Here is a 21,572-nt window from a genome sequence, read left to right on the forward strand (position 1 = left end):
ATTAGTTCATCCGGGAGGGATGCAAATCAGTCAGTATGTTATCGAAAAAAACACAATACGCATTTCACGCATTAGTACACCTGGCAGAGAATGTAGATAAAGGTCCCATCCTTATATCTGAAATCGCGCAGGAAAAAAATATCTCTATCAAATTCCTGGAAAATATATTACTGGAATTGAAGAATGCCGGCATCCTTGGCAGTAAAAAAGGAAAAGGTGGCGGTTACTACCTGATGCGCGCTCCTAAGGAGATTGCATTGGCGAAAATCATCCGCCTGCTGGATGGCCCTATCGCCCTGCTTCCATGCGTGAGCCTGAATTATTACGAACGTTGCGAAAACTGCCGTGACGAAGCCGTTTGCGGTCTCAATGAAGTAATGGGAAAAGTGAGGGACTCCGCCCTTAAAATACTGGAGAACAAAACATTAAAAGATATCCTGACCCGGAACTAAAGTCCTGGTTACAGGTACTGTAAGAGCCGGCTGATATGGCCGGCTACCTGCCTGACTAATGCTCCCTCATCTCTTTGCATTCCCGGATAACTACAGAGCACCGCTCCTAACTCCCCCTGCTCATTATCATTGATTTATTGAAAATAAATCACATATCAAACTCATAATAATACCAGCCACCACAGCGGATCCGTAAGAAAGAAATAAATTTTTATCTTATTAGTCTATCTTTTTTATAGGTTTTATGTATTTTTGTTAGAGGAGTGACCGTAATTACTCCGCTGGCACTAGACACATCAATCAATAAGGAAGATCTACATGACAGACATTACCACCGCGCTGGTCAACAAGCCGGTGGAAGAAGCCATACAGTACCTGTTGGAGCAATACCCGGGCGCAGTGGCGTTTTCCACCTCATTTGGCCAGGAAGACCAGGTAATAGCAGATATTATCTGGCGTAACCACTTGCCGGTTAGAGTTTTTACCCTTGACACGGGCCGCCTTTTTCAGGAAACATACGATGTAATGGACCTCACTATGGCCCGTTATAAGCAACCTGTAGAAGTGTATTACCCGGAAACCGCTGCCATCGAAAAACTATTAGCCGCCAAAGGACCCAACAGCTTTTATGAATCAGTGGAAAACCGCAAGGAATGTTGCGGCATCCGCAAAGTAGTTCCACTTAACAGGGCACTGGAGGGTGTAAAAGTATGGATCACCGGCCTCAGGGCAGAACAGTCTGATAACCGGCAGGGCATGGAAACACTGGAATGGGATGAGCATCGCCATCTCTACAAATACAATCCACTGATCCACTGGGGCTTTGATGAAGTACTGGCTTACCTGGAACAACATAAAGTACCCTACAACAAGCTGCACGACAAAGGCTTCGTAAGCATTGGCTGTGCACCCTGTACACGTGCCATCGAACCGGGAGAACACCCGCGCGCCGGCCGTTGGTGGTGGGAACAATCACAGAAAGAATGCGGACTGCACGGATAACCGTTACCGTCATTAAAAAATTAGCTTTTAGAATAAATAATTATAGTCCATGACTAATCAAATAAATTGGGAGTTTCCACAGGCACTGGAAGATGAAGCAATTTACATCCTTCGCGAAACCGTAGCACAGTTCGAGAAACCAGTGCTGCTGTTTTCCGGCGGAAAGGATTCTATCACACTCGTACGACTCGCACAAAAGGCTTTTTACCCAGGTAAAATTCCTTTTGCTTTATTGCATGTGGATACCGGACATAATTTTCCGGAAACCATCGCCTTCCGTGACTGGCTTGTCAATTCACTTGGACTGGATATTATCGTGAGAAATGTACAGGACAGCATCGACCAGGGAAAAGTGCAGGAAGAAACCGGCAAATACGCCAGCAGAAATGCCCTGCAAACCGTTACCCTGCTGGATGCGATCGAAGAAGGTAAATTTGATGCCTGCATCGGTGGCGCCCGTAGAGATGAAGAAAAAGCACGTGCCAAGGAAAGAATCTTTTCTGTACGGGATGAATTCGGCCAATGGAACGCCAAAATGCAACGCCCTGAATTATTTGATATCCTCAATGGTAAAATTAATATCGGCGAAAACGTACGCGTATTCCCGATCTCCAACTGGACAGAGCTGGACGTATGGAACTACATCGTTCGCGAAAAGCTGGAAATCCCCTCTATCTATTTCTCCCATGAAAGAGAAATCATAGAGAGAGATGGTCTCTACTGGCCTTACTCTCCTTACCTCAATACCACCGCTGATGAAGTACCTTATCTCCAGAAAGTACGTTTCCGTACCGTAGGCGATATGACCTGTACCGCAGCCGTTATTTCCGAAGCGGACAAACTGGAAGATATCATCGCTGAAATCATGGAAGCCAAGATTTCTGAACGTGGCGCACGTATAGATGATAAACGCTCAGAAGCTGCCATGGAAAAGAGAAAACAGGCAGGATATTTCTAAACAGCTATTAGCTAGTAGCGTTTCTGAGCAAGGAGTCCTTTTAATAATTTGAACACATTTTTTTGCGTTGGCACTAACTGCTAACCGCTAAAAGCTAAAAGCTAGAACAATATGGAGGTTTTACGTATAGCCACTTCCGGTAGTGTAGACGATGGTAAAAGCACTTTAATAGGCCGTTTATTATACGATACCAATTCTATTCCGCAAGATAAAATGGAGGCACTCCATGCCGCCAGCAAGCGTAAGGGGCTTGACTTTACAGATTTGTCGCTGTTGACAGACGGGCTGGTAGCAGAACGTGAACAAGGCATCACCATCGATGTGGCGCACATTTACTTCTCCACTCCTACCCGCAAATACATTATCGCTGATACACCCGGGCATATTGAATATACCCGCAACATGGTCACCGGCGCTTCCAATGCCCAGGTATCACTGATTCTCATTGATGCACGCAGAGGAATTGTAGAACAAACCCACCGTCACTTTTTTATTGCCAACCTCCTGCGTATTCCTTACCTCGTGGTATGTGTAAATAAAATGGACCTGGTAGAATACAGTGAAGCACGCTTTAACCAGATAGTGGAAGATTTCCAGCAAATGCTGGACAACGCCGGGTTTAAAGGACAGGAAGTAAAGTTCATTCCTATCTCTTCCCTGTATGGTGAAAATGTGGCTTCCCGCACCGGTGCTATCGACTGGTACCAGGGTGCGACACTGCTGGAATACCTGGAACAGGTTTCCTTTGATCATGAAGACCGTCTTCATCCGGCACGCTTCCCGATACAAAGTGTGATCAGACCCAGAACCACCGAATACCACGATTTCCGTGGCTTTGCCGGCAAAGTTGCCAGCGGCCATTTCACCGTAGGCGATGAAGTAATATCACTGCCTTCCGGAACAAAGAGCCGTATTAAAACCATTGAACAGTTTGAGAAGCAACTAACGGTAGCGCATGCACGTGAAAGTGTAGTGATCACACTGGAAGATGAAATAGACAGCAGCAGAGGTAATATGCTCGTAAAAACAGATGAGGTACCTGCGCAGCTGAAGGAAGTAAATGCTAACATCTGCTGGATGGATCAGCAAAAACTGGTGTCTGGCAAAACTTATTTACTGCAGCATGGCGTGAACCGTGTAAAAGCAAAAGTGCAGCAGATCCATTACATCACAGATGTAACCAATCACCTGCAAACAGCCAACAAAACAGAAATGGGATTGAACGATATCGGTAGAATTTCGCTGAAAACAGCGGCTCCTGTATTCGCAGATTCTTACCATACCAATCCTGCTAACGGGGCATTTATTCTCATCGATGAGTTTAATAATACCACCGTGGCAGTAGGATTTATTGAGTAATCAGCCATTACTATAAATAGAAAAGCAGCTAAGATGGGATAACTTAGCTGCTTTCCTTTTTGTAAAATATGCTTAGATGTTCTTCAGCATATCTTCCGTCATCCGGGCCAGATCATACTCTGGTTTCCAGCCCCAATCCTGACGAGCCTGGCCATCATTAATGCTGTTAGGCCAGCCATCCGCAATCTGCTGACGATAATCAGGCGCGTAAGACATTGTGAAATCAGGAATATGTTTTTGAATCTCTGCACCGATTTCCTTTGGAGAGAAGCTCATGGCAGAGAGGTTATAAGCAGAACGTATGGCAATTTTGGACGCATCAGCCTCCATCAGTTCAATCGTAGCCCTGATCGCATCCGGCATATACATCATCGGAAGGTAAGTGTCTTCAGACAGGAAGCTGGTGTACTTTTTATGTTCTTTTGCTTCATGGAAAATTTCAATCGCGTAATCCGTGGTACCGCCGCCTGGTGCTGATTTATAGCTGATCAGACCCGGGTAACGTAAGCTTCTTACATCCACTCCAAAGCGGTGGTTGTAATATTCGCACCAGCGTTCACCGGCAAACTTGCTGATACCATAAATGGTAGTAGGCTCAATAATAGTGTGCTGTGGTGTTTCCGCGGCAGGTGAATTAGGACCAAATACCGCGATGGAACTAGGCCAGTATATTTTATCAAGATTTTCTTCTTTCGCAATATCCAGTACATTGAGCAGGCTTTGCATATTGATATGCCAGGCCAGTAAAGGATTTTTTTCACCAGTAGCAGATAAAATCGCTGCCAGCAGGTAGATCTGGGTAATGTTATGGCGGATAACCAATACATGCAACATCTCCTTGTTCATAACATCCAACGACACGTAGGGACCTGTTCCTTTCAGCAAATCGTGCTCTTCACGAAGATCCGAAGCGACAACGTTGGTATCTCCATACATCTTTCTTAAAGCCAGGGTCAGCTCTACGCCAATTTGTCCACAGGCACCAATTACCAGAATCTTATCTTTCTTCATACAAAAATATAATAGTAAGCTATTTTTTAAATCGGACCGTAATATTAACGGGTTCGCAGCTATTTCCGTTCATGACATCACAGCGCATGACAATGCTATAACAATAAAAACTACAATGCGTGTTTTGCATCGTTCCGGATTACAATATCATGACAATTAAGCCAAACGGCAGGCTTTACGCTGCCTGCCTTTGCGGTAGAATGACTATCTTTGCACCTTCAATTAAATGACCCAATTTTTTTCAAGATATGAAGCATTTAAAATCATTATTCAAAGAGCAATACAACCCTGAAAATTTCTTCCTGATTGCCGGACCCTGTGTAATTGAGGAGGAAGAAATACTGATGACAGTAGCAGAGAAAGTAACGGCTATCTGTAAACGATTAGCGATCCCTTATATTTTCAAAGCATCTTACCGTAAAGCTAACCGTACCAGTGTACATTCCTTTACCGGTATTGGTGATGTAGAAGGACTGGAACTGTTGCAGAAAATAGGTAAAACATTTAACGTACCTGTGACTTCAGATATTCACTCTGCCGCAGAAGCTGCCATGGCAGCCGCTTACGTAGATGTATTACAAATCCCTGCTTTCCTTTGCCGTCAGACAGATATCCTGCTGGCAGCGGCGGAAACAGGTAAAGTGGTGAACGTAAAGAAAGGTCAGTTCCTGAGTGGCGAGTCTATGAAATTTGCCGTAGAAAAAATCAAAGGTGCCGGTAACGATCATATCATCCTGACGGAACGTGGTACCACTTTTGGTTACCAGGATCTGGTAGTGGATTACCGTAACATTCCTATCATGAAACACCTGGGCGAGCCGGTGGTGATGGATTGTACCCATTCTTTACAGCAGCCTAACCAAAGCAGCGGTGTAACAGGTGGTAACCCGCAAATGATCAGTACCATTGCCAAAGCAGCCATTGCTACCGGTGCAGATGGCCTGTTCATAGAAACACATCCTGATCCTTCCAAAGCTAAATCTGATGGAGCTAATATGCTGCGTCTTGATCTGCTGGAAGAACTGCTGGAGAAATTAGTAGAGATCCGCAGGGTCGTAAGATAGCCGAAGGTGTAAAGCATAAAGCAAAAAGCTATTGAAGCGAATGATCAGAGCGAATATTATTTCCCGCTTTGATCATTCGCTTCAATAGCTTTTTGCTTTATGCCTTCGGCTTTTTTTATTATATTCATGAAACACAAAACTCAGCTCACTATGATTAGTATTCACGAATTAAAATCAGGTGATACCGTTATCACAAATTACGGAGGCGCGGAAAAAGAGGGAAAGATTTTACAGGTAGATCATGAAGATAAGAAAGTGTTGGTGGCTACGGATGAAAATGAGTACTGGTACGATCTCGACAACCTTTTACCCATTCATTTAACAGAAGCGACCCTGTTAAAGCTACAGTTCCATAAAGACGAAGCGGCGTCTTCTGCATCAGGAGGGACCCTGTATGTAAGAGGCCCTTTTTCGGTCCGCTGGTTTGAGGCAGGCCATAAGCCCCTCATACAACTGCACTACCGGGATGAAACCCGGAATCTGAATGCGCCTATCACCCTGAATGAATTGCAGAATCATTATCATGGTATGACGCTGTATCACCTGGAATAGCCCGTACTATAAAATAATAAAAGAGGGAGTGAGATTAAGCATCGCTTATTTTCACTCCCTCTTTCTATTTTTCATGTGGAGGGTGGTGTTACGCCATCCAAACACATTAAATTAAAATCACAAATAACGAAGGGGATTCCTTCTGGCATTCTGGATATAATTTTTCATGTTCACCCAGAACGCAAGAATCATATATACAATGAGCGGGGACCCCATTGTTAGAAAAGTGGCATAGATGAAAAAGATGCGTATACGGGATGTGGCCACGCCCAGTTTATCTCCAATAGCGGCACAAACACCGAACGCCTTCCATTCCACAAAATCTTTTATCCGGTTCATACATCAAATTTATCAAATTCCGGCTGGAAAACCAAGCGAAAAACGGTAGTGGACACTAACTATTTAGTGGGCTGAATATCAGCATCTTTGCTCCCGGTGGGTGTTTCTGTGCATAAGAAAGCAACTGCAAACAGGGGAGATAAATTTAATATAATAGTTTTTGATAATTTTCCAGGGAGATAAAAACCTTCCTTTTCCTTGATCTGCCTGTATTTTAAGGAACTGTTAAAGTAGCCGCAGTTTATGCACAGTTCACTATATCTTAAGTATTTAATTTAAAAACTTGTTGTTTTTAGTTAATTTTGCGTGCAATTTTTAACCGCTCTTAAATAATTTTTTTGCCATGGTGTTTGATATTGACATGATTAAAAAAGTGTATGCGGCATTACCGGGTAAGGTGGAAGCAACCCGTAAGATGTTAGGTCGCCCGCTCACGCTTGCTGAGAAGATTTTGTACGCTCATCTGTATGCACCTACTCCCACGCCCTACGAAAGAGGTAAATCCTATGTTGAATTTGCTCCGGATCGCGTAGCTATGCAGGATGCAACTGCCCAGATGGCGTTGCTCCAGTTTATGACCTGCGGCCGTGATAAAGTTGCGGTTCCCTCTACTGTACACTGTGATCACCTTATACAAGCCAAGGTTGGCGCTACACAAGATCTTGCGACTGCTATTGACACCAATAAAGAAGTTTACGATTTCCTTTCCTCTATTTCTGATAAGTACGGCATTGGTTTCTGGAAACCAGGTGCTGGTATTATTCACCAGGTAGTACTGGAAAACTATGCGTTTCCGGGTGGTATGATGATCGGTACTGACTCCCACACTCCTAATGCCGGCGGTTTAGGCATGGTAGCGATTGGTGTTGGTGGTGCCGATGCGGTAGATGTGATGGCTGGTTTACCATGGGAGCTAAAAATGCCGAAACTGATCGGTGTGAAGCTGACAGGTAAAATGAGTGGCTGGACTTCCGCTAAAGACATTATCCTGAAAGTGGCTGGTATCCTCACTGTAAAAGGTGGTACCGGCGCTATCGTGGAATACTTTGGTGAAGGTGCTGATAGCCTGAGCGCTACCGGCAAAGGTACTATCTGTAACATGGGTGCTGAAATCGGCGCTACCTGTTCCCTCTTCGCGTACGACAGCAAAATGGCTGACTACCTGAAAGTGACCAGCAGAGCTGATGTTGCTGCCCTGGCTGACGGCGTTAGAGAACACCTGCGTCCGGATACAGAAGTGTATGCAGACCCTGCCAAATACTACGACCAGGTAATTGAAATCAACCTGGACGAACTGGAACCCTATGTAAACGGTCCGTTCACACCGGATCTGGCATGGCCGATTTCCAAATTTGCACAGGCTGTGAAAGAAAACAACTGGCCTGAGAAACTGGAAGTAGCCCTGATCGGTTCCTGCACCAACTCTTCCTACGAAGATATTTCCCGCTCTGCTTCCCTGGCACAACAAGCCATCGACAAGCAACTGGATATGAAATCTGAATTCACCATCACTCCCGGCTCTGAACTGGTACGTTTTACCATTGAAAGAGACGGTTTACTCAATACTTTCGACCAGGTTGGTGGGGTAGTACTGGCAAACGCCTGCGGCCCCTGTATCGGTCAGTGGGCACGTCATATTGACGATCCTACCCGCAAGAACTCTATCATCACTTCCTTCAACCGTAACTTCGCGAAAAGAAATGATGGTAACGCTTCTACCCATGCATTCGTAGCTTCTCCGGAAATTGTTACTGCTTTGGCCATTGCAGGTGATATCACCTTCAACCCGCTGACAGACAAACTGAAGAACAAAAATGGCGTAGAAGTGATGCTGGATGAACCAGTAGGTTACGAACTGCCCGTGAAAGGCTTTGCCGTAGATGACGCTGGTTACCAGGCGCCTGCTGCCGATGGTAGCGGTGTTCAGGTAAAAGTATCTCCTACCTCCGACCGTCTGCAACTCCTGGCACCATTCTCCGCCTGGGAAGGTACAGACCTGAAAGGCCTGAAACTCCTGATCAAGGCGAAAGGTAAATGTACAACGGATCATATCTCTATGGCTGGTCCATGGCTGAAATACCGTGGTCACCTGGACAACATTTCCAACAACATGCTCATTGGTGCGATCAACGCATTCAACGATAAAAGCGATACCGTTAAGAATTCCCTCACCGGCGAATATGGTGCAGTTCCTGCTACCATGCGCGACTACAAAGCACACGGTTTTGGTGCAGTAGTAGTTGGTGACGAAAACTACGGTGAAGGCTCCAGCCGCGAACACGCAGCAATGGAACCACGTCACCTTGGCGTTCGTGCTATCCTGGTGAAATCTTTCGCCCGTATCCACGAAACAAACCTGAAAAAACAGGGTATGCTGGGTCTGACCTTCGCTAACAAAGAAGATTATGATTTAATCCAGGAAGATGATACCATCGACATCAATGGTCTGACCTCTTTCACTCCAGGTAAACAACTGACTGTTGTCCTTCACCATAAAGACGGCAGCACAGATGAATTCCCTGTAAACCACACGTACAACGAACAACAGATCGAGTGGTTTAAAGCAGGTGGTGCACTGAACGTTATCCGTGCAGAAGCCGCTAAAAAAGCATAGTTAACTATTTAGCATAAAAGCAACGGGCAGAAAGTTTTTTCTGCCCGTTTTCTTTTTAAATTGAGCGCGGAAAAAGAACCCGGCATATGCAAGTATCAGAATTAAGAGCCCCCTGGACCCAAACCAACTTCCCCTACACGGATGATCTGATGTTCATTAACCAGTCCTACGTTACCATGATGATGGCCTACCAGGAGGAGAAACGCCATTACCACGATATCTCGCATATTTTACAGCTGGTATCCCTACAACAAGCCTATACCGATCGTATCCTGGACAATGAAGTGGTCCTTTTCTCCATCTTCTTCCATGATATTATATATAACGCGCAGCGTTCTGATAACGAAGAAATGAGTGCAGCCGCCGCCGTTACACATCTCCGAAAAATTGGCTTTCCAGCGGAGAAGACAACTGCTGTAAATGACTTCATAATAGCTACCAAAACACATATCAATCCGCAGAACAATCCGGACCTGGATTATTTCCTCGACTTCGATCTGCAGATATTAGGGGCTTCTCCGGAGGCTTATCAACAATACACCCGACAAATAAGACAGGAATACAGTATCTACCCGGACCTGTTATATAAACCCGGTCGTAAAAGGGTATTGCAGCATTTTCTGGAAATGCCGGCCATTTTCCGTACTCCTGTTTTCAGGGAACTGTATGAAGAAAGCGCCCGGAATAACATCCAGGCAGAAATTGACACTTTATAATCAGGATATATGAAACGAATCGTAGTTTTTTGTGGTTCAAGTGCAGGAAAGGACCCCGTTTACATGGAACAGGCTAAATTACTGGGCGCAGCACTGGCAGAACGCCAGCTTACATTGGTATACGGCGGCGCTAAAGTAGGACTCATGGGAGCAGTAGCCGATGGCGCGCTGAATGCCGGCGGACAGGCAATCGGTGTATTACCCCATTTTCTGCAACAAAAAGAACTGGCGCATGAAGGACTGACGGAACTGATCCTGGTAGATACCATGCACGAACGTAAAACCAAAATGAATGAATTATGTGACGGTGTCATTGCACTACCCGGCGGGTTCGGTACTATGGAGGAACTGTTTGAAATGCTCACCTGGGGTCAATTAGGTCTGCACAAAAAGCCTATTGGCCTCCTCAATATCAACGGCTTTTATGATGCCCTGATTGAGCTTTCGAAAACCATGACCAGCAACGGTTTCCTCAAAGCAGAAAACCGGGATATGCTGTTATGCAGTAATGATATCAATGATTTATTGCAGCAAATGGAGCAATACGAGCCACCGGCTAACTCCAAATGGATTTCGCCGGCGCAGAGTTAAATCTCTTTTGCTTTCCACAGTGGTTTCTTCAGTGCAAACCTGCGCACCAGACTCACCCTGAAATTGCCGGTACCAAATGTCTGGTAGGTATGCGGTATCGGCATACCGCTGCGGATGTTCATTCCCACGTAATGCACCCCTGCAAAATAACGGCTGGAATTATAGCCAAGAGAGGCCCTTACAGTATTACTGAATTGTAAGCCCACCTTACGGCTGACTTCTCCGCTTTCCAAATAAAGACTGGTCACATTACCTCCTAAACCTGCTGTGAGGGACAGCGACAAAAAGAAGTGCTGTTGTAATACAAACGTATAGGCATAACCGACATTGGCAGCCAGAGAGGAAATACCTGTTTTATAATAGTGTTCCTCCCGCAGAAAGTTCGTATCTGCCATAATAGATGGGATCAGCGAAGAATCTCCCTTTACCCGGCCCAGGAACATTTCTCCGCCTACGATAAAAGAGCCGGCACTTTTTTTCTGGTATTCATTCTGCAGGTTTGGTGCACGATAGGAGAAACGTTTGTCGTTGAAAATATACTGCACATTCAGTCCGAAATCTATATTCCTTATATCCGGCCGCTGAGGATAAGGGTTTTGAGCAGCATATGCTTTGCCAAATACTTCCTGTGGATTGGCTATATAATAGCCTTTGTAATATTGTCCGTAGAAATCCACTACTATTTTACGAAGATAAATATGCGATTGCAGATCAATGTACTTTGTCTTTCCGTATTTATCATTTTGCTGATTAATGAATGGCAGATTAAAGCCCAGGTTAATCCCAACAAACCTGTAGTTCGCACCAAATCCAATATTAAAGGGGGTATTGGGTCTGTACAGGATATCTTTTTTCTGTTTCCTGTCGAGGATATCAAATTTCGTGTATTTACGGGAACCATACAGCCGGCCGGTGATATCTTCCGTATGATCTTCTATATAAGCCGTATCATTTTCTGTTTTCAACCACTTCCAAAAGCGGCCCTGAGCCTGCATCTGCGCAGCTCCTGTCAAAAATACGATCAGCCATACTAAAATTCGTAGGTTCATAAACGTTGTAGGTTAATTCCGATGTTGATGATCAGGGAAGTTCAACGACTTCCAGGTTCTGAATATTGCCTTCAGCTACCTGAAAGCGCAGGAGCGTTTTAACTTTGTGCCACCCTTGTTGTCCGCATGCACCCGGATTCATATGTAACAAATGCAATGCCGCATCGGGCATCACTTTCAGAATATGAGAATGGCCACAGATAAAGAGTTTGGGGGGGTGTTGTTTCAACTGTTCTTTCACACCGGGGGCATATTTCCCCGGATAACCGCCAATATGTGTCATCATCACCTCTACTCCTTCTACGTTAAACCGCAGCGTTTCGGGATAACGGATACGGATATCCGCGCCGTCAATATTCCCATATACCGCCCTGAACGGCTTAAAGGCTTCCAGTTTATCCGCCAGTTCCACATTACCGATGTCGCCGGCATGCCAGATCTCATCCACTTCTTCAAAGTACTTAAATACCTGCGGATGCAAATAGCTATGCGTATCCGACATGAGTCCTATTTTTTTCAAGGGAGAATTATATTAATATTTTTTACTTTGTAGTTATATGTCTAAAGAAAACGCTCATCCTATTACTGCGTGTTTGCTTATTTGCTGCCCTGATCGTCCCGGCATAGTAGCTGGCGTATCCCAGTTCCTTTACCAGTTGGGTGCAAATATACTTGATGCAAGTCAACACAGTACCGATCCCCGTGAAGGATTATTTTTCATGCGCATGGAATTCCAGCTGGACCTCCTGGATAAGCCGGCGTTGGAAGCTGCTTTCCAGCAGCAGGTAGCCACTCCGTTACAAATGGAATGGAAAATTGATTACAGCGACCGCCGTATGCGGATGGCCATTATGGTCTCCGCCTATGATCATTGTTTGCTGGAACTTTTATGGAGATGGAAAAGCGGGGAACTGCCGGTCGATATTCCGCTCGTTATTTCCAATCATTCCCTGCTGGAAAAGGAATGTACGGCAATGGAGATTCCGTTTCATTACCTGCCGGTTACCAACGCTACCAAAGCGGTACAGGAAGACGCTGCTATCCGCCTGCTGGAGGAACATCAGATAGATTTTACCGTACTAGCCAGGTATATGCAGATATTATCGCCACAATTTGTTAGCCGATATCCACAGCGCATCATCAATATTCATCATTCTTTTTTACCAGCTTTTGCGGGTGCCAGACCTTACCTCAACGCCTATACGAGAGGGGTAAAACTGATTGGCGCTACTGCCCACTATGTGACCAATGAACTGGATGAAGGGCCTATTATTGAACAGGATGTGGCCAGGGTAAGCCATAAACATACAGTAGAAGACCTGGTCATGCTGGGACGTGATATCGAGCGGCAGGTGCTGACCAGGGCAGTAAAAGCACACGTGAATAACCGGGTGATCCTGCATGGCAACAAGACTATTGTATTCTGATAAAAACGGGGCTGACGAATTTGGCGTTTGTCAGCCCCTGAAAGTTTATCCTTTCCCGCCTTTCATTCTTCATGAACGTAGCCGTTTTTTTACCAGCTACCACGATTAATAAAGACGATTACTATCTGGCTATAAACTTCGCTAACTTCTTTCCAGCCACTGCATAGGATTCCATAATCCGCATACCGGTATCATAGTCAAAGCCCATCATCCGGCCGGGTGCATCCTCAATGGATATTTTAGCGACCACCTTACTTCTGTCAACGGTTTCCACGATCGTAGCTTCAGCATCAATATAGGAGTTTTTACGTGCTACCCCCACATTAAATCCCGGTTCAATAAAAGTGGTGTGAAAAATCATGGTGTACTTTGCATTTGGAAACTTTCCTGCCTTTAAATCACCGTTATCATTGAACAGCGAATCAAACTTTGGCTCATACCTATCCTTCCGGTCTTCCTTCCATGCCTTGGCCCAGGTGTCACCTTTCCCGTCTTCTTTCTTGTTGTACTCCGTTGTTTTCTTACTGATATAATCCTCTTCACTGTTTTTGCCAACAGACAGATGATCATACGTAAATTCAACATTGAGTTCTTTCTGATCTTTCAGGGTAGCGAGGTCTCCGTCTACCAGTTTAATTTTTTGCGCCATTGCGGGGATGCAAAGCGTAGTTAGCAGTACTGTGACTGCCATTTTGGGGAGTAGTTGCATAACATACAATTTGAAGCAAAAATATTGAAATTATCTAGATACCACTCACTCCCGGGAATTTTATTTTATCTTTAAAGAGATGCTACAAGCTGCTTTATATCATTATCTCCGCAAGGAATGCGATGCCGTCACCACCGCATATACCACCTTGCAACAGTTGCCCGGTGATGCCGGTGCGATACATGAAATGCGGGTGGGCGTAAAAAAACTACGGGCTTTTTTTTCGCTCGTAAAGCAACTACCGGATTACTCCTTTGGAGCCGGTAAACATTTGCATACGGTAAGACTCATACAGGCAATAGGCGGAGCTTCCAGGGATACACAGCTACAGGAGAAACACCTCCGGGACTATGAGAAAAGAGTAAAGTGGCGCTTTTCGTTTGCACATTTGTTGCTTAAAAACAAACAGGCCACTGCTGACGAGCTATTACAGGCTACCATAAAACACTGCTCTCTTAAAAAGTTAGGTTCCCTACCTGAAAAATTTAAGGAAGCCATTGCCGATACCGATCATACTGCCGCTACAACCGTGCTGATCAAATTTTTGCAGCAACAACACCAGCGTATTACACTGCCCGCCAGCAGGGCCCATCATACTGTTTGGCATGGAGTACGAAAAGATACCAAGGCATTATATTATCAGCTCACCATACTGGAACAGGTACTCCCCTCTGCCCACACCGATGTACTCACCGCACATACGAAGAAAGCAGGCGAACTACTGGGACAATGGCATGATACCAGCGAATTATTGTTATTCACAAAAGCAACGATCGCACAACTGAAGAAAGAAAAAATCACCTTACCGATGAATGCATCTCAACTGGTACAATTACTACAGCTGGATGTGAAGGAGCAACTGGCATTGTGCACTGTGCAGCTAAGGCAACTGATAGCAGTTAGCAGTTAGCTTTTAGCTTTTAGATTATAGCGAATAAGTATCTGCTAAGAGTTATTCGTTATAATCTAAAAGCTAACTGCTAAAAGCTAACAGCTAAAACGGTTCCTCGCCGCTGTAAGCCATTACTATTTCAAAAATGAGGGAGGCTGCGAGTTTGGCAGTACGATTGTCGATATCCAATGAAGGGTTGAGTTCTGCAATATCAGTACCTGCTACTTTTCCGCTTTGTAAAATTCTGCGGTAGCACTGCAGGAATAATCCTCCGGGCATGATCCCGTTATAGGCCGTAGCACTTACACCAGGTGCAAAAGGAGCCGCAAATACGTCCAGGCAGGTAGTCAGATATACTTTATCCACCTGTCCGAGGAAATGCTGAATAGCGGCAAATAAAGTGTCTTTATCCTGCAGGTGAAAGGCATCTGCACTTACATAGGTAGTATCTTCTTCACCGGCGATATTAAAGAGCTGTCGGGTATTTCCATTCTTCTGAATACCTAATGCCAGGTAATGAAAAGGAGTACCAGCCTGTTTGGCATCCTGTGCCAGTTGCCAGAAGCCTGTACCAGAGCTGGGGCCTTCTTCTCCCGGAATACGGATATCAAAATGTGCATCAAAATTAATGAAGCCTATCTTTTGCTGCGAAGCAAAGCGGCGTATACCACTGGCATGCCCGTACGTAATTTCATGTCCGCCGCCGAGTAGCAGTGGCAGGTATCCCGCTGTGAGTATGGCATTTACGGCTTCACTCAATACCTGCTGCGCATTTTCCAGTTCGCCGTTCACACAAAGAATATCTCCTGCATCGAGTAAAATCGTTTGTTCGTTAAAGTGTACCGGGAAGTTGGCAATGGCTTTACGCAATGCTGCCGGGCCTTCTGCCGCACCGGTTCTGCCTTTATTACGGCGTACCCCTTCATCGCTGGCGAAGCCCAATAACACGATCCCTTTTTCTTCCGGCTGCAATGCCGGCAGTGGTGCCTGTAACAGGTCTACTACTTTAATGACCTGGTGCCAACGCAGCAAATCTGGTACGGTGCCATCTATGCGACCGGTCCACGAAGTAGTTGCTGTTGGCTGATAGCTATCCTTTGTTATCATAAATTACGATACTAGTTCTCCTTTTTTCCAGACCATAGCAGGTTTCATCTTACCCTGATAATAAAGAATATCCCGGTAATCACTGGTAGGATATGCCTGCAGATCTGCAGCATATCCGGCTACCAACTGACCTGCATCTTTTAATTGCAATGCAGGGGCTGCTCTTACAGTAAGCGCGGCCAACACTTCTGCTGTGGATAATTTTTCTGCGGCACTCATCACGGCGGCTTGTATCAGCAAATCGCCCATAGGCGCTGATCCCGGGTTCCAATCGCTTGCTATCGCAACACTTGCGCCGGCGTTCAGTAACTTACGCGCCGGTGCATATTGCATACCCAAACCTAATGAAGCACCCGGCAAAACTACGGCAACTGTATTGGAATTCGCCAGTAAGACAATTTCTTTTTCACTGCTGGCTTCCAGGTGATCTGCCGATAAGGCACCAGCAGTCACCGCTACGGCTGCACCACCTGCACTAAACTGATCGGCATGTACGGTAGCTGCAAATCCCTGTTGCATGGCCTGTTGCAAAAATGCAGCCGCTGCGGATGCAGAAAAGGCTGTTTCTTCAATGAAAATATCTACCCGGTTGCTGAGCTGCTCCTGCTGCAATACCGGCAACAGCTCGCTTACTACCCATTGCAGGTATTCAGTTTCGCTTCCGGCATAATCACGTGGTTTCATATGCGCGGCCAGACAGGTAGAAATCAGTGTAGCTTTGGTATGCATGCCTGCCTGTTGTATGGCGCGCAACATTTTTAACTCTCCTTCGAGATTAAGGCCATAGCCACTTTTCACTTCAATGGTGGTCACCCCTTCTTTTAAATGCCGGTTGGCACGGGCCACCGTATTTTCGGTAAGGGTAACGACATCGGCTATACGTGTTTTAGTAACGGAATCCCAGATACCGCCGCCCGCACGCGCTATTTCCAGGTAACTCTTACCAGCTATGCGCATCGCATAATCACGATTACGTGTACCATCATAACAAATGTGTGTATGACAATCGATAAAGCCGGGCAATAATACCAGGGGCGTATCCATGAAAGCGATCTCACTGTCCGGATATTTTTTCAGCAATGACTTGTAGTCTGCAACGGCGATGATCTCTCCGTTTTCCATTACCACACCACCTTTTTCTATCACTGCCAACTGCTCATCCTGCAACGTGCCTTTCAGCGACAGACCTGTCATTGGCAGGATTTGAGCAAAAGGACCGAGTAAAGTTTTCATTAGCTTTTAGCTTTTAGCAGTTAGCTTTTAGCCTGTAGCGGAAAACTCTTAGCGGATACTTATTCGCTATAGTCTAACTGCTAAAAGCTAAAAGCCAACAGCTTAGTAAATATTGATATCAAATTTTGCTCCCCATTCCTGTGCTTTTTCATATCCGGCATCTGCATGGCGGAAAATTCCCAGGGCTGGATCATTGAACAGTACGCGGCTCAGGCAGGCGGCCGCGCGGTCTGTACCGTCGGCCAGTACTACCATACCGGCATGTTGGGAATATCCCATTCCTACGCCGCCACCATGATGGAAAGATACCCAGGTAGCACCACCACCGGTATTGGCCATCAGGTTCAGCAAGGTCCAGTCACTTACTGCATCAGAGCCGTCTTTCATAGATTCTGTTTCGCGGTTAGGAGAAGCTACGGAGCCGCAGTCGAGGTGATCCCGACCAATTACAATCGGCGCTTTCACTTTACCGGTTCTCACCAGTTCATTGAAAATCAAACCTGCTTTTTCGCGTTCTCCCATACCCAGCCAGCATATGCGGGCAGGCAATCCCTGGAAGGCCACTTTCTCTCTCGCTTCTTTCAGCCAGTTGATCAGGTGGGTATTTTCCGGGAACGCTTCTATCAGCGCCTGGTCAGTAGTATAGATATCTTCCGGATCACCGGAGAGGGCCACCCAACGGAAAGGACCCTTTCCTTCACAGAACAGCGGGCGGATGTACGCCGGTGTGAATCCCGGGAAGTTGAATGCATTGGCTTCTCCCCCTTCACGGGCAAATTCACGCAGGTTGTTACCATAATCAAACGTTACAGCACCTTTCTGTTGCATTTGCAGCATGAAGCCTACGTGGCGGGCCATACTTTTGAGCGACAGTTCGCGGTAGGCAGCTGCATCTTTTTTACGCAGATCCAGTGCGGCTTCCAGCGTCATGCCATTGGGTACATAGCCATTCAGCGGATCATGTGCGGAAGTCTGATCCGTGAGGATATCAGGTATGATATTATCTTTCAGCATACGTTCCAGCATATCGCCGGCATCACTAACCAAACCAATAGACAATGCTTCCCCTTTCGCCTGTGCGTCCCGGGCCCATTGAATCGCTTCTTCATAAGAATACGTCATGCGATCGATGTAGCGGGTATCCAGTCTTTTCTGGATACGGGTAGGATCGATATCAGCACCAATAAATACGGCGCCGGCCATGGTGGCCGCCAGTGGCTGTGCGCCGCCCATACCGCCAATACCTGCTGTCACCAGCAGTTTGCCGGCGAGACTGCCGTTAAAATGTTGTCTGCCACATTCCATAAAGGTTTCATAGGTCCCCTGCAGAATGCCCTGTGTGCCGATATAGATCCAGCTACCGGCAGTCATCTGACCATACATCATCAGGCCTTTGGCGCGCAGTTCATTGAAGTGGTCCCAGGTAGCCCATTTGGGCACCAGGTTACTGTTGGCCAGCATGACGCGTGGCGCCTGCGGATGTGTGCGGACAATACCAACCGGTTTACCGGATTGTACCAGCAAGGAATGATCCTCGTCCAGCTCCAGTAATATTTCTATAATTTTTTGCAGCGATTCCCTGTTGCGGGCGGCCTGGCCGATGCCACCGTATACCACCAGTTCATCGGGGTTTTCGGCTACTTCTGCATCGAGGTTGTTGAGCAACATGCGCAAAGGCGCTTCGGTTTGCCATGATTTGGCATGCAGCTGTGCACCATGTGGCGCTTTATAATGCGGGTGAGCTGCGTATGTTTTAATAAAGTCCAAACTGGTCATTATAAAGTCCGTTTAAGTTGAGTTGATGTTGGGCCGCAGCTTCATTGGCTACGCGCACCAGTGACTGGTCAGTGATGATATTGTGCAACGCTGCAATATCGTAGGCGAAGATGCGGTCTTTGGTAGCAAAGCTTACCTTCTCCCGCGTATATTGATGTACTGCTTCCAGCACCGGGCTGGATTTCAGCGGGCGGCGGAAATCCACTGCCTGTGCAGCATACAGCAATTCTATCGCCAATATATATTCGAGATTGCCAATTACCTGGTTCAATTTACGACCACTGATAGATCCCATGGATACATGATCTTCCTGCCCCAGGGAGGTAGGCACACTATCTGCGCTGGCAGGGAAACACAGTGTTTTATTTTCCGTTACCAGGGCGGCAGTGGTGTACTGCGGGATCATGAAACCGGAGTTCAGACCGGCGTCCTGGATGAGTAATTTTGGTAATCCATATCTCCCTTCAATCATCATATAACAACGCCTGTCGGAGATATTACCCAGTTCCGCAGCAGCCACAGTAGCATAGTCCAGCGGTAAAGCCATTGGCTGACCGTGGAAGTTACCACCACTGATGGTATCTTCTGCACTGAAAATAATCGGGTTATCTGTAACGGCATTCAGTTCAATAGTGGTGAGTTCCTGCAGGTGTTGCCAGGCCGTACGTGAGGCGCCATGTACCTGTGGCATACAACGCAGGGAATAAGGATCCTGTACGCGGCCACAGTCCACATGGGAGGACATGATCTCTGAATGCTCCAGCAATGTCTTCAAGCGGTGCGCTACCAGCTGATTGCCGGGGAACGGACGGATGGCATGTAAACGCGGATCAAAAGGTTTGGCGGTTCCCATCAATCCTTCGAGGGATAAAGCGCCGATAATATCCGCTGCTTCCAATGCATTGTGCAGGCGTTGTACCGCCTTCACCGCAAACGACAGGATGAACTGTGTACCGTTGATCAGTGCCAGGCCTTCCTTAGGGCCCAGTACAATCGGGGCGATGCCTTCCTGCTGCATCATGGCTGCCGTATCTGTTTTTTGTCCTTTATACCATACATGTCCCAAACCTATCAGTGGCAGGAACAGGTGCGATAATGGCGCAAGATCACCGGATGCGCCCACAGAGCCTTTTTCAGGCACCAGTGGCGTTACTTTATGATCGATATGCCAGATAATGCGTTCCAGGGTAGCCAATGCTGCGCCGGAAAAACCTTGTGCCAATGCATGCACTTTGGTGATAAGCATGATGCGGGCAATTTCTTCCGGAATAGGTTCTCCTACGCCTACACTATGGCTTTGCAGGATATTATACTGCAGGGCGCGGGTATCTTCTTCCGAAATTTTGGTATCACACAAGGGACCGAAGCCAGTGTTAATACCATATACCGTAGTATGCTGAGCTACGATAGTTTGTACATACCCGAAGCTGGTTTGTACGCGTGTAACTACTTCCGGTACCAGTATGCCTTTCACTTTGCCGGCCGCAATATCAATGGCGGTGGCAACAGTGAGCTGGTCTATACCGTACTTAAAAATATCACTCATGGTCAGTCAATTTTTCTGGTGTATGAAGGATTATAGTTGTTTCTTAATTCTTTCTGATAAAGAAGTTTGTTGCACTGATTGTTCAATTTGTGCGATGGCAGCCAGCACCTGCTGGCTTTGTTTATTTTCCATGACCAGTTCGTTCATGGCTTCGGTGATAGCGTCCCAAACGGGTTGTATCTGATGCAGGAGTTCTTCGCCTTTTTTGGAGAATGCCACGAGTTGACGACGACCGTCTTCTTTGCAGGGCGTAGTTTTCAGCAATCCTTTCTTTTTCAGGTTGGTGACCATCTGGCTAACGGCCGAATGGGAGATTTCCAGTTGTTCTGAAATGTCTATCATGGGTACCGGCTGTTGTTTTGACAACAGGTAGAATACCGGGAACCAGCTGGCATCAAAGGGAATCCCCGCCTGTTCGTATACTTTATTCACTTCCATGAGGAAGTATTCACTCAGGCGGCGCAGGCGGCTGCCAAAAACAAGATAGCCTAATGATGGATAGAATGACATGAGGAAGAATTACAAATTAAGAATTACGGAATAGTAGGGAGATATCATCGAATGTTATTATATATCCTTACAACAACCATTGATATTATGTAAGCACTTATACAATATTACGAAAGAAAAATGGAAATATTATAACAGTTGAAATATTATATAAGCACTTATACAATTTTATAAAAGAAAAACGAAATACGCAGGTTAGCAGCTAATATCCGCTAAGATTTCCCTGCCCTTCGTAATTCGTAATTCTTTACTTGGCTGTTTGTTTCTTTTTGATATCAAACCAAAGGGGGGAAGTATCAGTTACATCGCCATTATAGTTAATGGAGAGTTCTTCACCTTTTTTGATATCACGCCGGGTGATGATGCTCATGGTTTCTTCGGTGAAGTCCATTTCATACTCACAATTCGGGTGATAATCGTGGTTGTAGATAGAGCAGAAGCCCAAAGCCACACAAGAACGGGTTTCTTTCGCGCCCCAGAGGAAAATATAATTATGGAGTCTTGTTTTATCCACAATTTCAGTATCATCGTAAGAGAGAACCAGCACGGGTGAAGTCTCTATTCTTGTTCCGGCCGGGATCTTTTCTTTTGTATAGACTCCTCTGCCTCTTCCCTTAGACTTATCAATGTACAAGTACGGCTTTATCATAGCTCAATTTCAAATA

22 protein-coding genes are annotated in these 21,572 nt (G+C 46.0%); 11 read left to right on the forward strand and 11 right to left on the reverse strand.

What is annotated here, in order from left to right:
• Positions 1 to 35: 35 nt before the first annotated feature.
• The 4 genes from AB4Z08_RS28975 to AB4Z08_RS28990 all read left to right on the forward strand — a co-directional run bounded on the left by AB4Z08_RS28975 (position 36) and on the right by AB4Z08_RS28990 (position 3,771).
• Positions 36 to 452 (forward strand): RrF2 family transcriptional regulator, encoded by a 417-nt coding sequence (locus AB4Z08_RS28975; RefSeq protein WP_331966330.1) that lies wholly within the window; start codon positions 36 to 38, stop codon positions 450 to 452.
• Between the two features lie 318 nt (positions 453 to 770).
• Positions 771 to 1,454: a phosphoadenylyl-sulfate reductase gene (locus AB4Z08_RS28980; protein ID WP_441577284.1), complete on the forward strand. Its 684-nt coding sequence runs from the start codon at positions 771 to 773 to the stop codon at positions 1,452 to 1,454.
• A gap of 49 nt (positions 1,455 to 1,503) precedes the next feature.
• A complete protein-coding gene (gene cysD, locus AB4Z08_RS28985; RefSeq protein ID WP_441577285.1) occupies positions 1,504 to 2,412 on the forward strand; it encodes a sulfate adenylyltransferase subunit CysD in 909 nt (302 codons plus the stop codon).
• A gap of 111 nt (positions 2,413 to 2,523) precedes the next feature.
• Positions 2,524 to 3,771: a sulfate adenylyltransferase subunit 1 gene (locus AB4Z08_RS28990; RefSeq protein ID WP_441577286.1), complete on the forward strand. Its 1,248-nt coding sequence runs from the start codon at positions 2,524 to 2,526 to the stop codon at positions 3,769 to 3,771.
• A 72-nt stretch (positions 3,772 to 3,843) separates the two neighbouring features.
• Here AB4Z08_RS28990 and AB4Z08_RS28995 read toward each other — a convergent pair whose 3' ends face one another.
• Entirely contained in the window at positions 3,844 to 4,782 is a 939-nt protein-coding gene (locus AB4Z08_RS28995; protein WP_441577287.1) for an NAD-dependent epimerase/dehydratase family protein, read from the reverse strand.
• Positions 4,783 to 5,030: 248 nt separating this feature from the next.
• Between AB4Z08_RS28995 and kdsA the strand changes: the two genes are divergently transcribed.
• Both kdsA and AB4Z08_RS29005 read left to right on the forward strand, forming a co-directional pair.
• Positions 5,031 to 5,846, forward strand: a complete 816-nt coding sequence (kdsA, locus tag AB4Z08_RS29000; RefSeq protein WP_441577288.1) for a 3-deoxy-8-phosphooctulonate synthase — start codon at positions 5,031 to 5,033, stop codon at positions 5,844 to 5,846.
• A 126-nt stretch (positions 5,847 to 5,972) separates the two neighbouring features.
• Positions 5,973 to 6,398, forward strand: a complete 426-nt coding sequence (locus tag AB4Z08_RS29005; protein ID WP_441577289.1) for a hypothetical protein — start codon at positions 5,973 to 5,975, stop codon at positions 6,396 to 6,398.
• Positions 6,399 to 6,515: 117 nt separating this feature from the next.
• On the opposite strand, the gene AB4Z08_RS29010 is transcribed toward AB4Z08_RS29005, so the two are convergent.
• A complete protein-coding gene (locus AB4Z08_RS29010) occupies positions 6,516 to 6,737 on the reverse strand; it encodes a PspC domain-containing protein (RefSeq protein ID WP_089894158.1) in 222 nt (73 codons plus the stop codon).
• A 343-nt stretch (positions 6,738 to 7,080) separates the two neighbouring features.
• On the opposite strand from AB4Z08_RS29010, the gene AB4Z08_RS29015 reads away from it, so the two are divergent.
• The 3 genes from AB4Z08_RS29015 to AB4Z08_RS29025 all read left to right on the forward strand — a co-directional run bounded on the left by AB4Z08_RS29015 (position 7,081) and on the right by AB4Z08_RS29025 (position 10,658).
• A complete protein-coding gene (locus AB4Z08_RS29015) occupies positions 7,081 to 9,351 on the forward strand; it encodes an aconitate hydratase (RefSeq protein ID WP_441577290.1) in 2,271 nt (756 codons plus the stop codon).
• A gap of 86 nt (positions 9,352 to 9,437) precedes the next feature.
• Entirely contained in the window at positions 9,438 to 10,067 is a 630-nt protein-coding gene (locus tag AB4Z08_RS29020; RefSeq protein WP_441577291.1) for an HD domain-containing protein, read from the forward strand.
• A gap of 9 nt (positions 10,068 to 10,076) precedes the next feature.
• Positions 10,077 to 10,658: a TIGR00730 family Rossman fold protein gene (locus AB4Z08_RS29025; RefSeq protein ID WP_441577292.1), complete on the forward strand. Its 582-nt coding sequence runs from the start codon at positions 10,077 to 10,079 to the stop codon at positions 10,656 to 10,658.
• Here the strand turns inward: AB4Z08_RS29025 and AB4Z08_RS29030 are convergent.
• Both AB4Z08_RS29030 and AB4Z08_RS29035 read right to left on the reverse strand, forming a co-directional pair.
• Entirely contained in the window at positions 10,655 to 11,707 is a 1,053-nt protein-coding gene (locus tag AB4Z08_RS29030; protein ID WP_441577293.1) for a DUF4421 domain-containing protein, read from the reverse strand. The two genes, AB4Z08_RS29025 and AB4Z08_RS29030, sit on opposite strands and share 4 nt — an antisense overlap.
• Before the next feature lie 31 nt (positions 11,708 to 11,738).
• Positions 11,739 to 12,209, reverse strand: a complete 471-nt coding sequence (locus AB4Z08_RS29035) for a metallophosphoesterase family protein (RefSeq protein ID WP_441577294.1) — start codon at positions 12,207 to 12,209, stop codon at positions 11,739 to 11,741.
• 55 nt (positions 12,210 to 12,264) lie between these two features.
• Here AB4Z08_RS29035 and purU point away from each other — a divergent pair, with 55 nt between their 5' ends.
• Positions 12,265 to 13,134, forward strand: coding sequence for a formyltetrahydrofolate deformylase (purU, locus tag AB4Z08_RS29040; RefSeq protein ID WP_441577295.1), 870 nt, complete (start codon positions 12,265 to 12,267; stop codon positions 13,132 to 13,134).
• 121 nt (positions 13,135 to 13,255) lie between these two features.
• Here purU and AB4Z08_RS29045 read toward each other — a convergent pair whose 3' ends face one another.
• Positions 13,256 to 13,843, reverse strand: a complete 588-nt coding sequence (locus AB4Z08_RS29045) for a hypothetical protein (protein WP_441577296.1) — start codon at positions 13,841 to 13,843, stop codon at positions 13,256 to 13,258.
• Positions 13,844 to 13,922: 79 nt separating this feature from the next.
• On the opposite strand from AB4Z08_RS29045, the gene AB4Z08_RS29050 reads away from it, so the two are divergent.
• The gene (locus tag AB4Z08_RS29050) at positions 13,923 to 14,753 is read left to right on the forward strand and encodes a CHAD domain-containing protein (RefSeq protein ID WP_441577297.1); all 831 of its coding nucleotides are present in this window, start codon (positions 13,923 to 13,925) and stop codon (positions 14,751 to 14,753) included.
• Between the two features lie 84 nt (positions 14,754 to 14,837).
• Here AB4Z08_RS29050 and hutG read toward each other — a convergent pair whose 3' ends face one another.
• The 6 genes from hutG to AB4Z08_RS29080 all read right to left on the reverse strand — a co-directional run bounded on the left by hutG (position 14,838) and on the right by AB4Z08_RS29080 (position 21,556).
• A complete protein-coding gene (gene hutG, locus AB4Z08_RS29055; RefSeq protein WP_441577298.1) occupies positions 14,838 to 15,842 on the reverse strand; it encodes a formimidoylglutamase in 1,005 nt (334 codons plus the stop codon).
• 3 nt (positions 15,843 to 15,845) lie between these two features.
• Complete coding sequence (gene hutI / locus AB4Z08_RS29060; protein ID WP_441577299.1) at positions 15,846 to 17,075, reverse strand: imidazolonepropionase; 1,230 nt, start codon at positions 17,073 to 17,075, stop codon at positions 15,846 to 15,848.
• Between the two features lie 102 nt (positions 17,076 to 17,177).
• Positions 17,178 to 18,851 carry a urocanate hydratase gene (gene hutU / locus AB4Z08_RS29065; RefSeq protein ID WP_441577300.1) on the reverse strand — a complete coding sequence of 558 codons (1,674 nt, stop codon included), beginning with the start codon at positions 18,849 to 18,851 and terminating at the stop codon, positions 17,178 to 17,180.
• Entirely contained in the window at positions 18,829 to 20,397 is a 1,569-nt protein-coding gene (hutH, locus tag AB4Z08_RS29070) for a histidine ammonia-lyase (RefSeq protein ID WP_441577301.1), read from the reverse strand. The genes hutU and hutH overlap by 23 nt, the downstream gene beginning before the upstream one ends.
• A gap of 30 nt (positions 20,398 to 20,427) precedes the next feature.
• Entirely contained in the window at positions 20,428 to 20,907 is a 480-nt protein-coding gene (locus AB4Z08_RS29075; RefSeq protein WP_441577302.1) for a MarR family winged helix-turn-helix transcriptional regulator, read from the reverse strand.
• Positions 20,908 to 21,154: 247 nt separating this feature from the next.
• A complete protein-coding gene (locus tag AB4Z08_RS29080; protein ID WP_133809085.1) occupies positions 21,155 to 21,556 on the reverse strand; it encodes an SET domain-containing protein in 402 nt (133 codons plus the stop codon).
• Positions 21,557 to 21,572: the final 16 nt, after the last annotated feature.

The sequence above is a fragment of the Chitinophaga sp. RAB17 genome, from assembly GCF_052114225.1.
Lineage (GTDB): Bacteria > Bacteroidota > Bacteroidia > Chitinophagales > Chitinophagaceae > Chitinophaga.

Excerpts from the sequence above, each read along its gene's own strand:
- AB4Z08_RS28975 (WP_331966330.1), top strand. The coding sequence starts at position 36 with ATGTTATCGAAAAAAACACAATACGCATTTCACGCATTAGTACACCTG.
- AB4Z08_RS28980 (WP_441577284.1), top strand. The coding sequence starts at position 771 with ATGACAGACATTACCACCGCGCTGGTCAACAAGCCGGTGGAAGAAGCC.
- cysD (WP_441577285.1), top strand. The coding sequence starts at position 1,504 with ATGACTAATCAAATAAATTGGGAGTTTCCACAGGCACTGGAAGATGAA.
- AB4Z08_RS28990 (WP_441577286.1), top strand. The coding sequence starts at position 2,524 with ATGGAGGTTTTACGTATAGCCACTTCCGGTAGTGTAGACGATGGTAAA.
- AB4Z08_RS28995 (WP_441577287.1), bottom strand. The coding sequence starts at position 4,782 with ATGAAGAAAGATAAGATTCTGGTAATTGGTGCCTGTGGACAAATTGGC.
- kdsA (WP_441577288.1), top strand. The coding sequence starts at position 5,031 with ATGAAGCATTTAAAATCATTATTCAAAGAGCAATACAACCCTGAAAAT.
- AB4Z08_RS29005 (WP_441577289.1), top strand. The coding sequence starts at position 5,973 with ATGAAACACAAAACTCAGCTCACTATGATTAGTATTCACGAATTAAAA.
- AB4Z08_RS29010 (WP_089894158.1), bottom strand. The coding sequence starts at position 6,737 with ATGAACCGGATAAAAGATTTTGTGGAATGGAAGGCGTTCGGTGTTTGT.
- AB4Z08_RS29015 (WP_441577290.1), top strand. The coding sequence starts at position 7,081 with ATGGTGTTTGATATTGACATGATTAAAAAAGTGTATGCGGCATTACCG.
- AB4Z08_RS29020 (WP_441577291.1), top strand. The coding sequence starts at position 9,438 with ATGCAAGTATCAGAATTAAGAGCCCCCTGGACCCAAACCAACTTCCCC.
- AB4Z08_RS29025 (WP_441577292.1), top strand. The coding sequence starts at position 10,077 with ATGAAACGAATCGTAGTTTTTTGTGGTTCAAGTGCAGGAAAGGACCCC.
- AB4Z08_RS29030 (WP_441577293.1), bottom strand. The coding sequence starts at position 11,707 with ATGAACCTACGAATTTTAGTATGGCTGATCGTATTTTTGACAGGAGCT.
- AB4Z08_RS29035 (WP_441577294.1), bottom strand. The coding sequence starts at position 12,209 with ATGTCGGATACGCATAGCTATTTGCATCCGCAGGTATTTAAGTACTTT.
- purU (WP_441577295.1), top strand. The coding sequence starts at position 12,265 with ATGTCTAAAGAAAACGCTCATCCTATTACTGCGTGTTTGCTTATTTGC.
- AB4Z08_RS29045 (WP_441577296.1), bottom strand. The coding sequence starts at position 13,843 with ATGCAACTACTCCCCAAAATGGCAGTCACAGTACTGCTAACTACGCTT.
- AB4Z08_RS29050 (WP_441577297.1), top strand. The coding sequence starts at position 13,923 with ATGCTACAAGCTGCTTTATATCATTATCTCCGCAAGGAATGCGATGCC.
- hutG (WP_441577298.1), bottom strand. The coding sequence starts at position 15,842 with ATGATAACAAAGGATAGCTATCAGCCAACAGCAACTACTTCGTGGACC.
- hutI (WP_441577299.1), bottom strand. The coding sequence starts at position 17,075 with ATGAAAACTTTACTCGGTCCTTTTGCTCAAATCCTGCCAATGACAGGT.
- hutU (WP_441577300.1), bottom strand. The coding sequence starts at position 18,851 with ATGACCAGTTTGGACTTTATTAAAACATACGCAGCTCACCCGCATTAT.
- hutH (WP_441577301.1), bottom strand. The coding sequence starts at position 20,397 with ATGAGTGATATTTTTAAGTACGGTATAGACCAGCTCACTGTTGCCACC.
- AB4Z08_RS29075 (WP_441577302.1), bottom strand. The coding sequence starts at position 20,907 with ATGTCATTCTATCCATCATTAGGCTATCTTGTTTTTGGCAGCCGCCTG.
- AB4Z08_RS29080 (WP_133809085.1), bottom strand. The coding sequence starts at position 21,556 with ATGATAAAGCCGTACTTGTACATTGATAAGTCTAAGGGAAGAGGCAGA.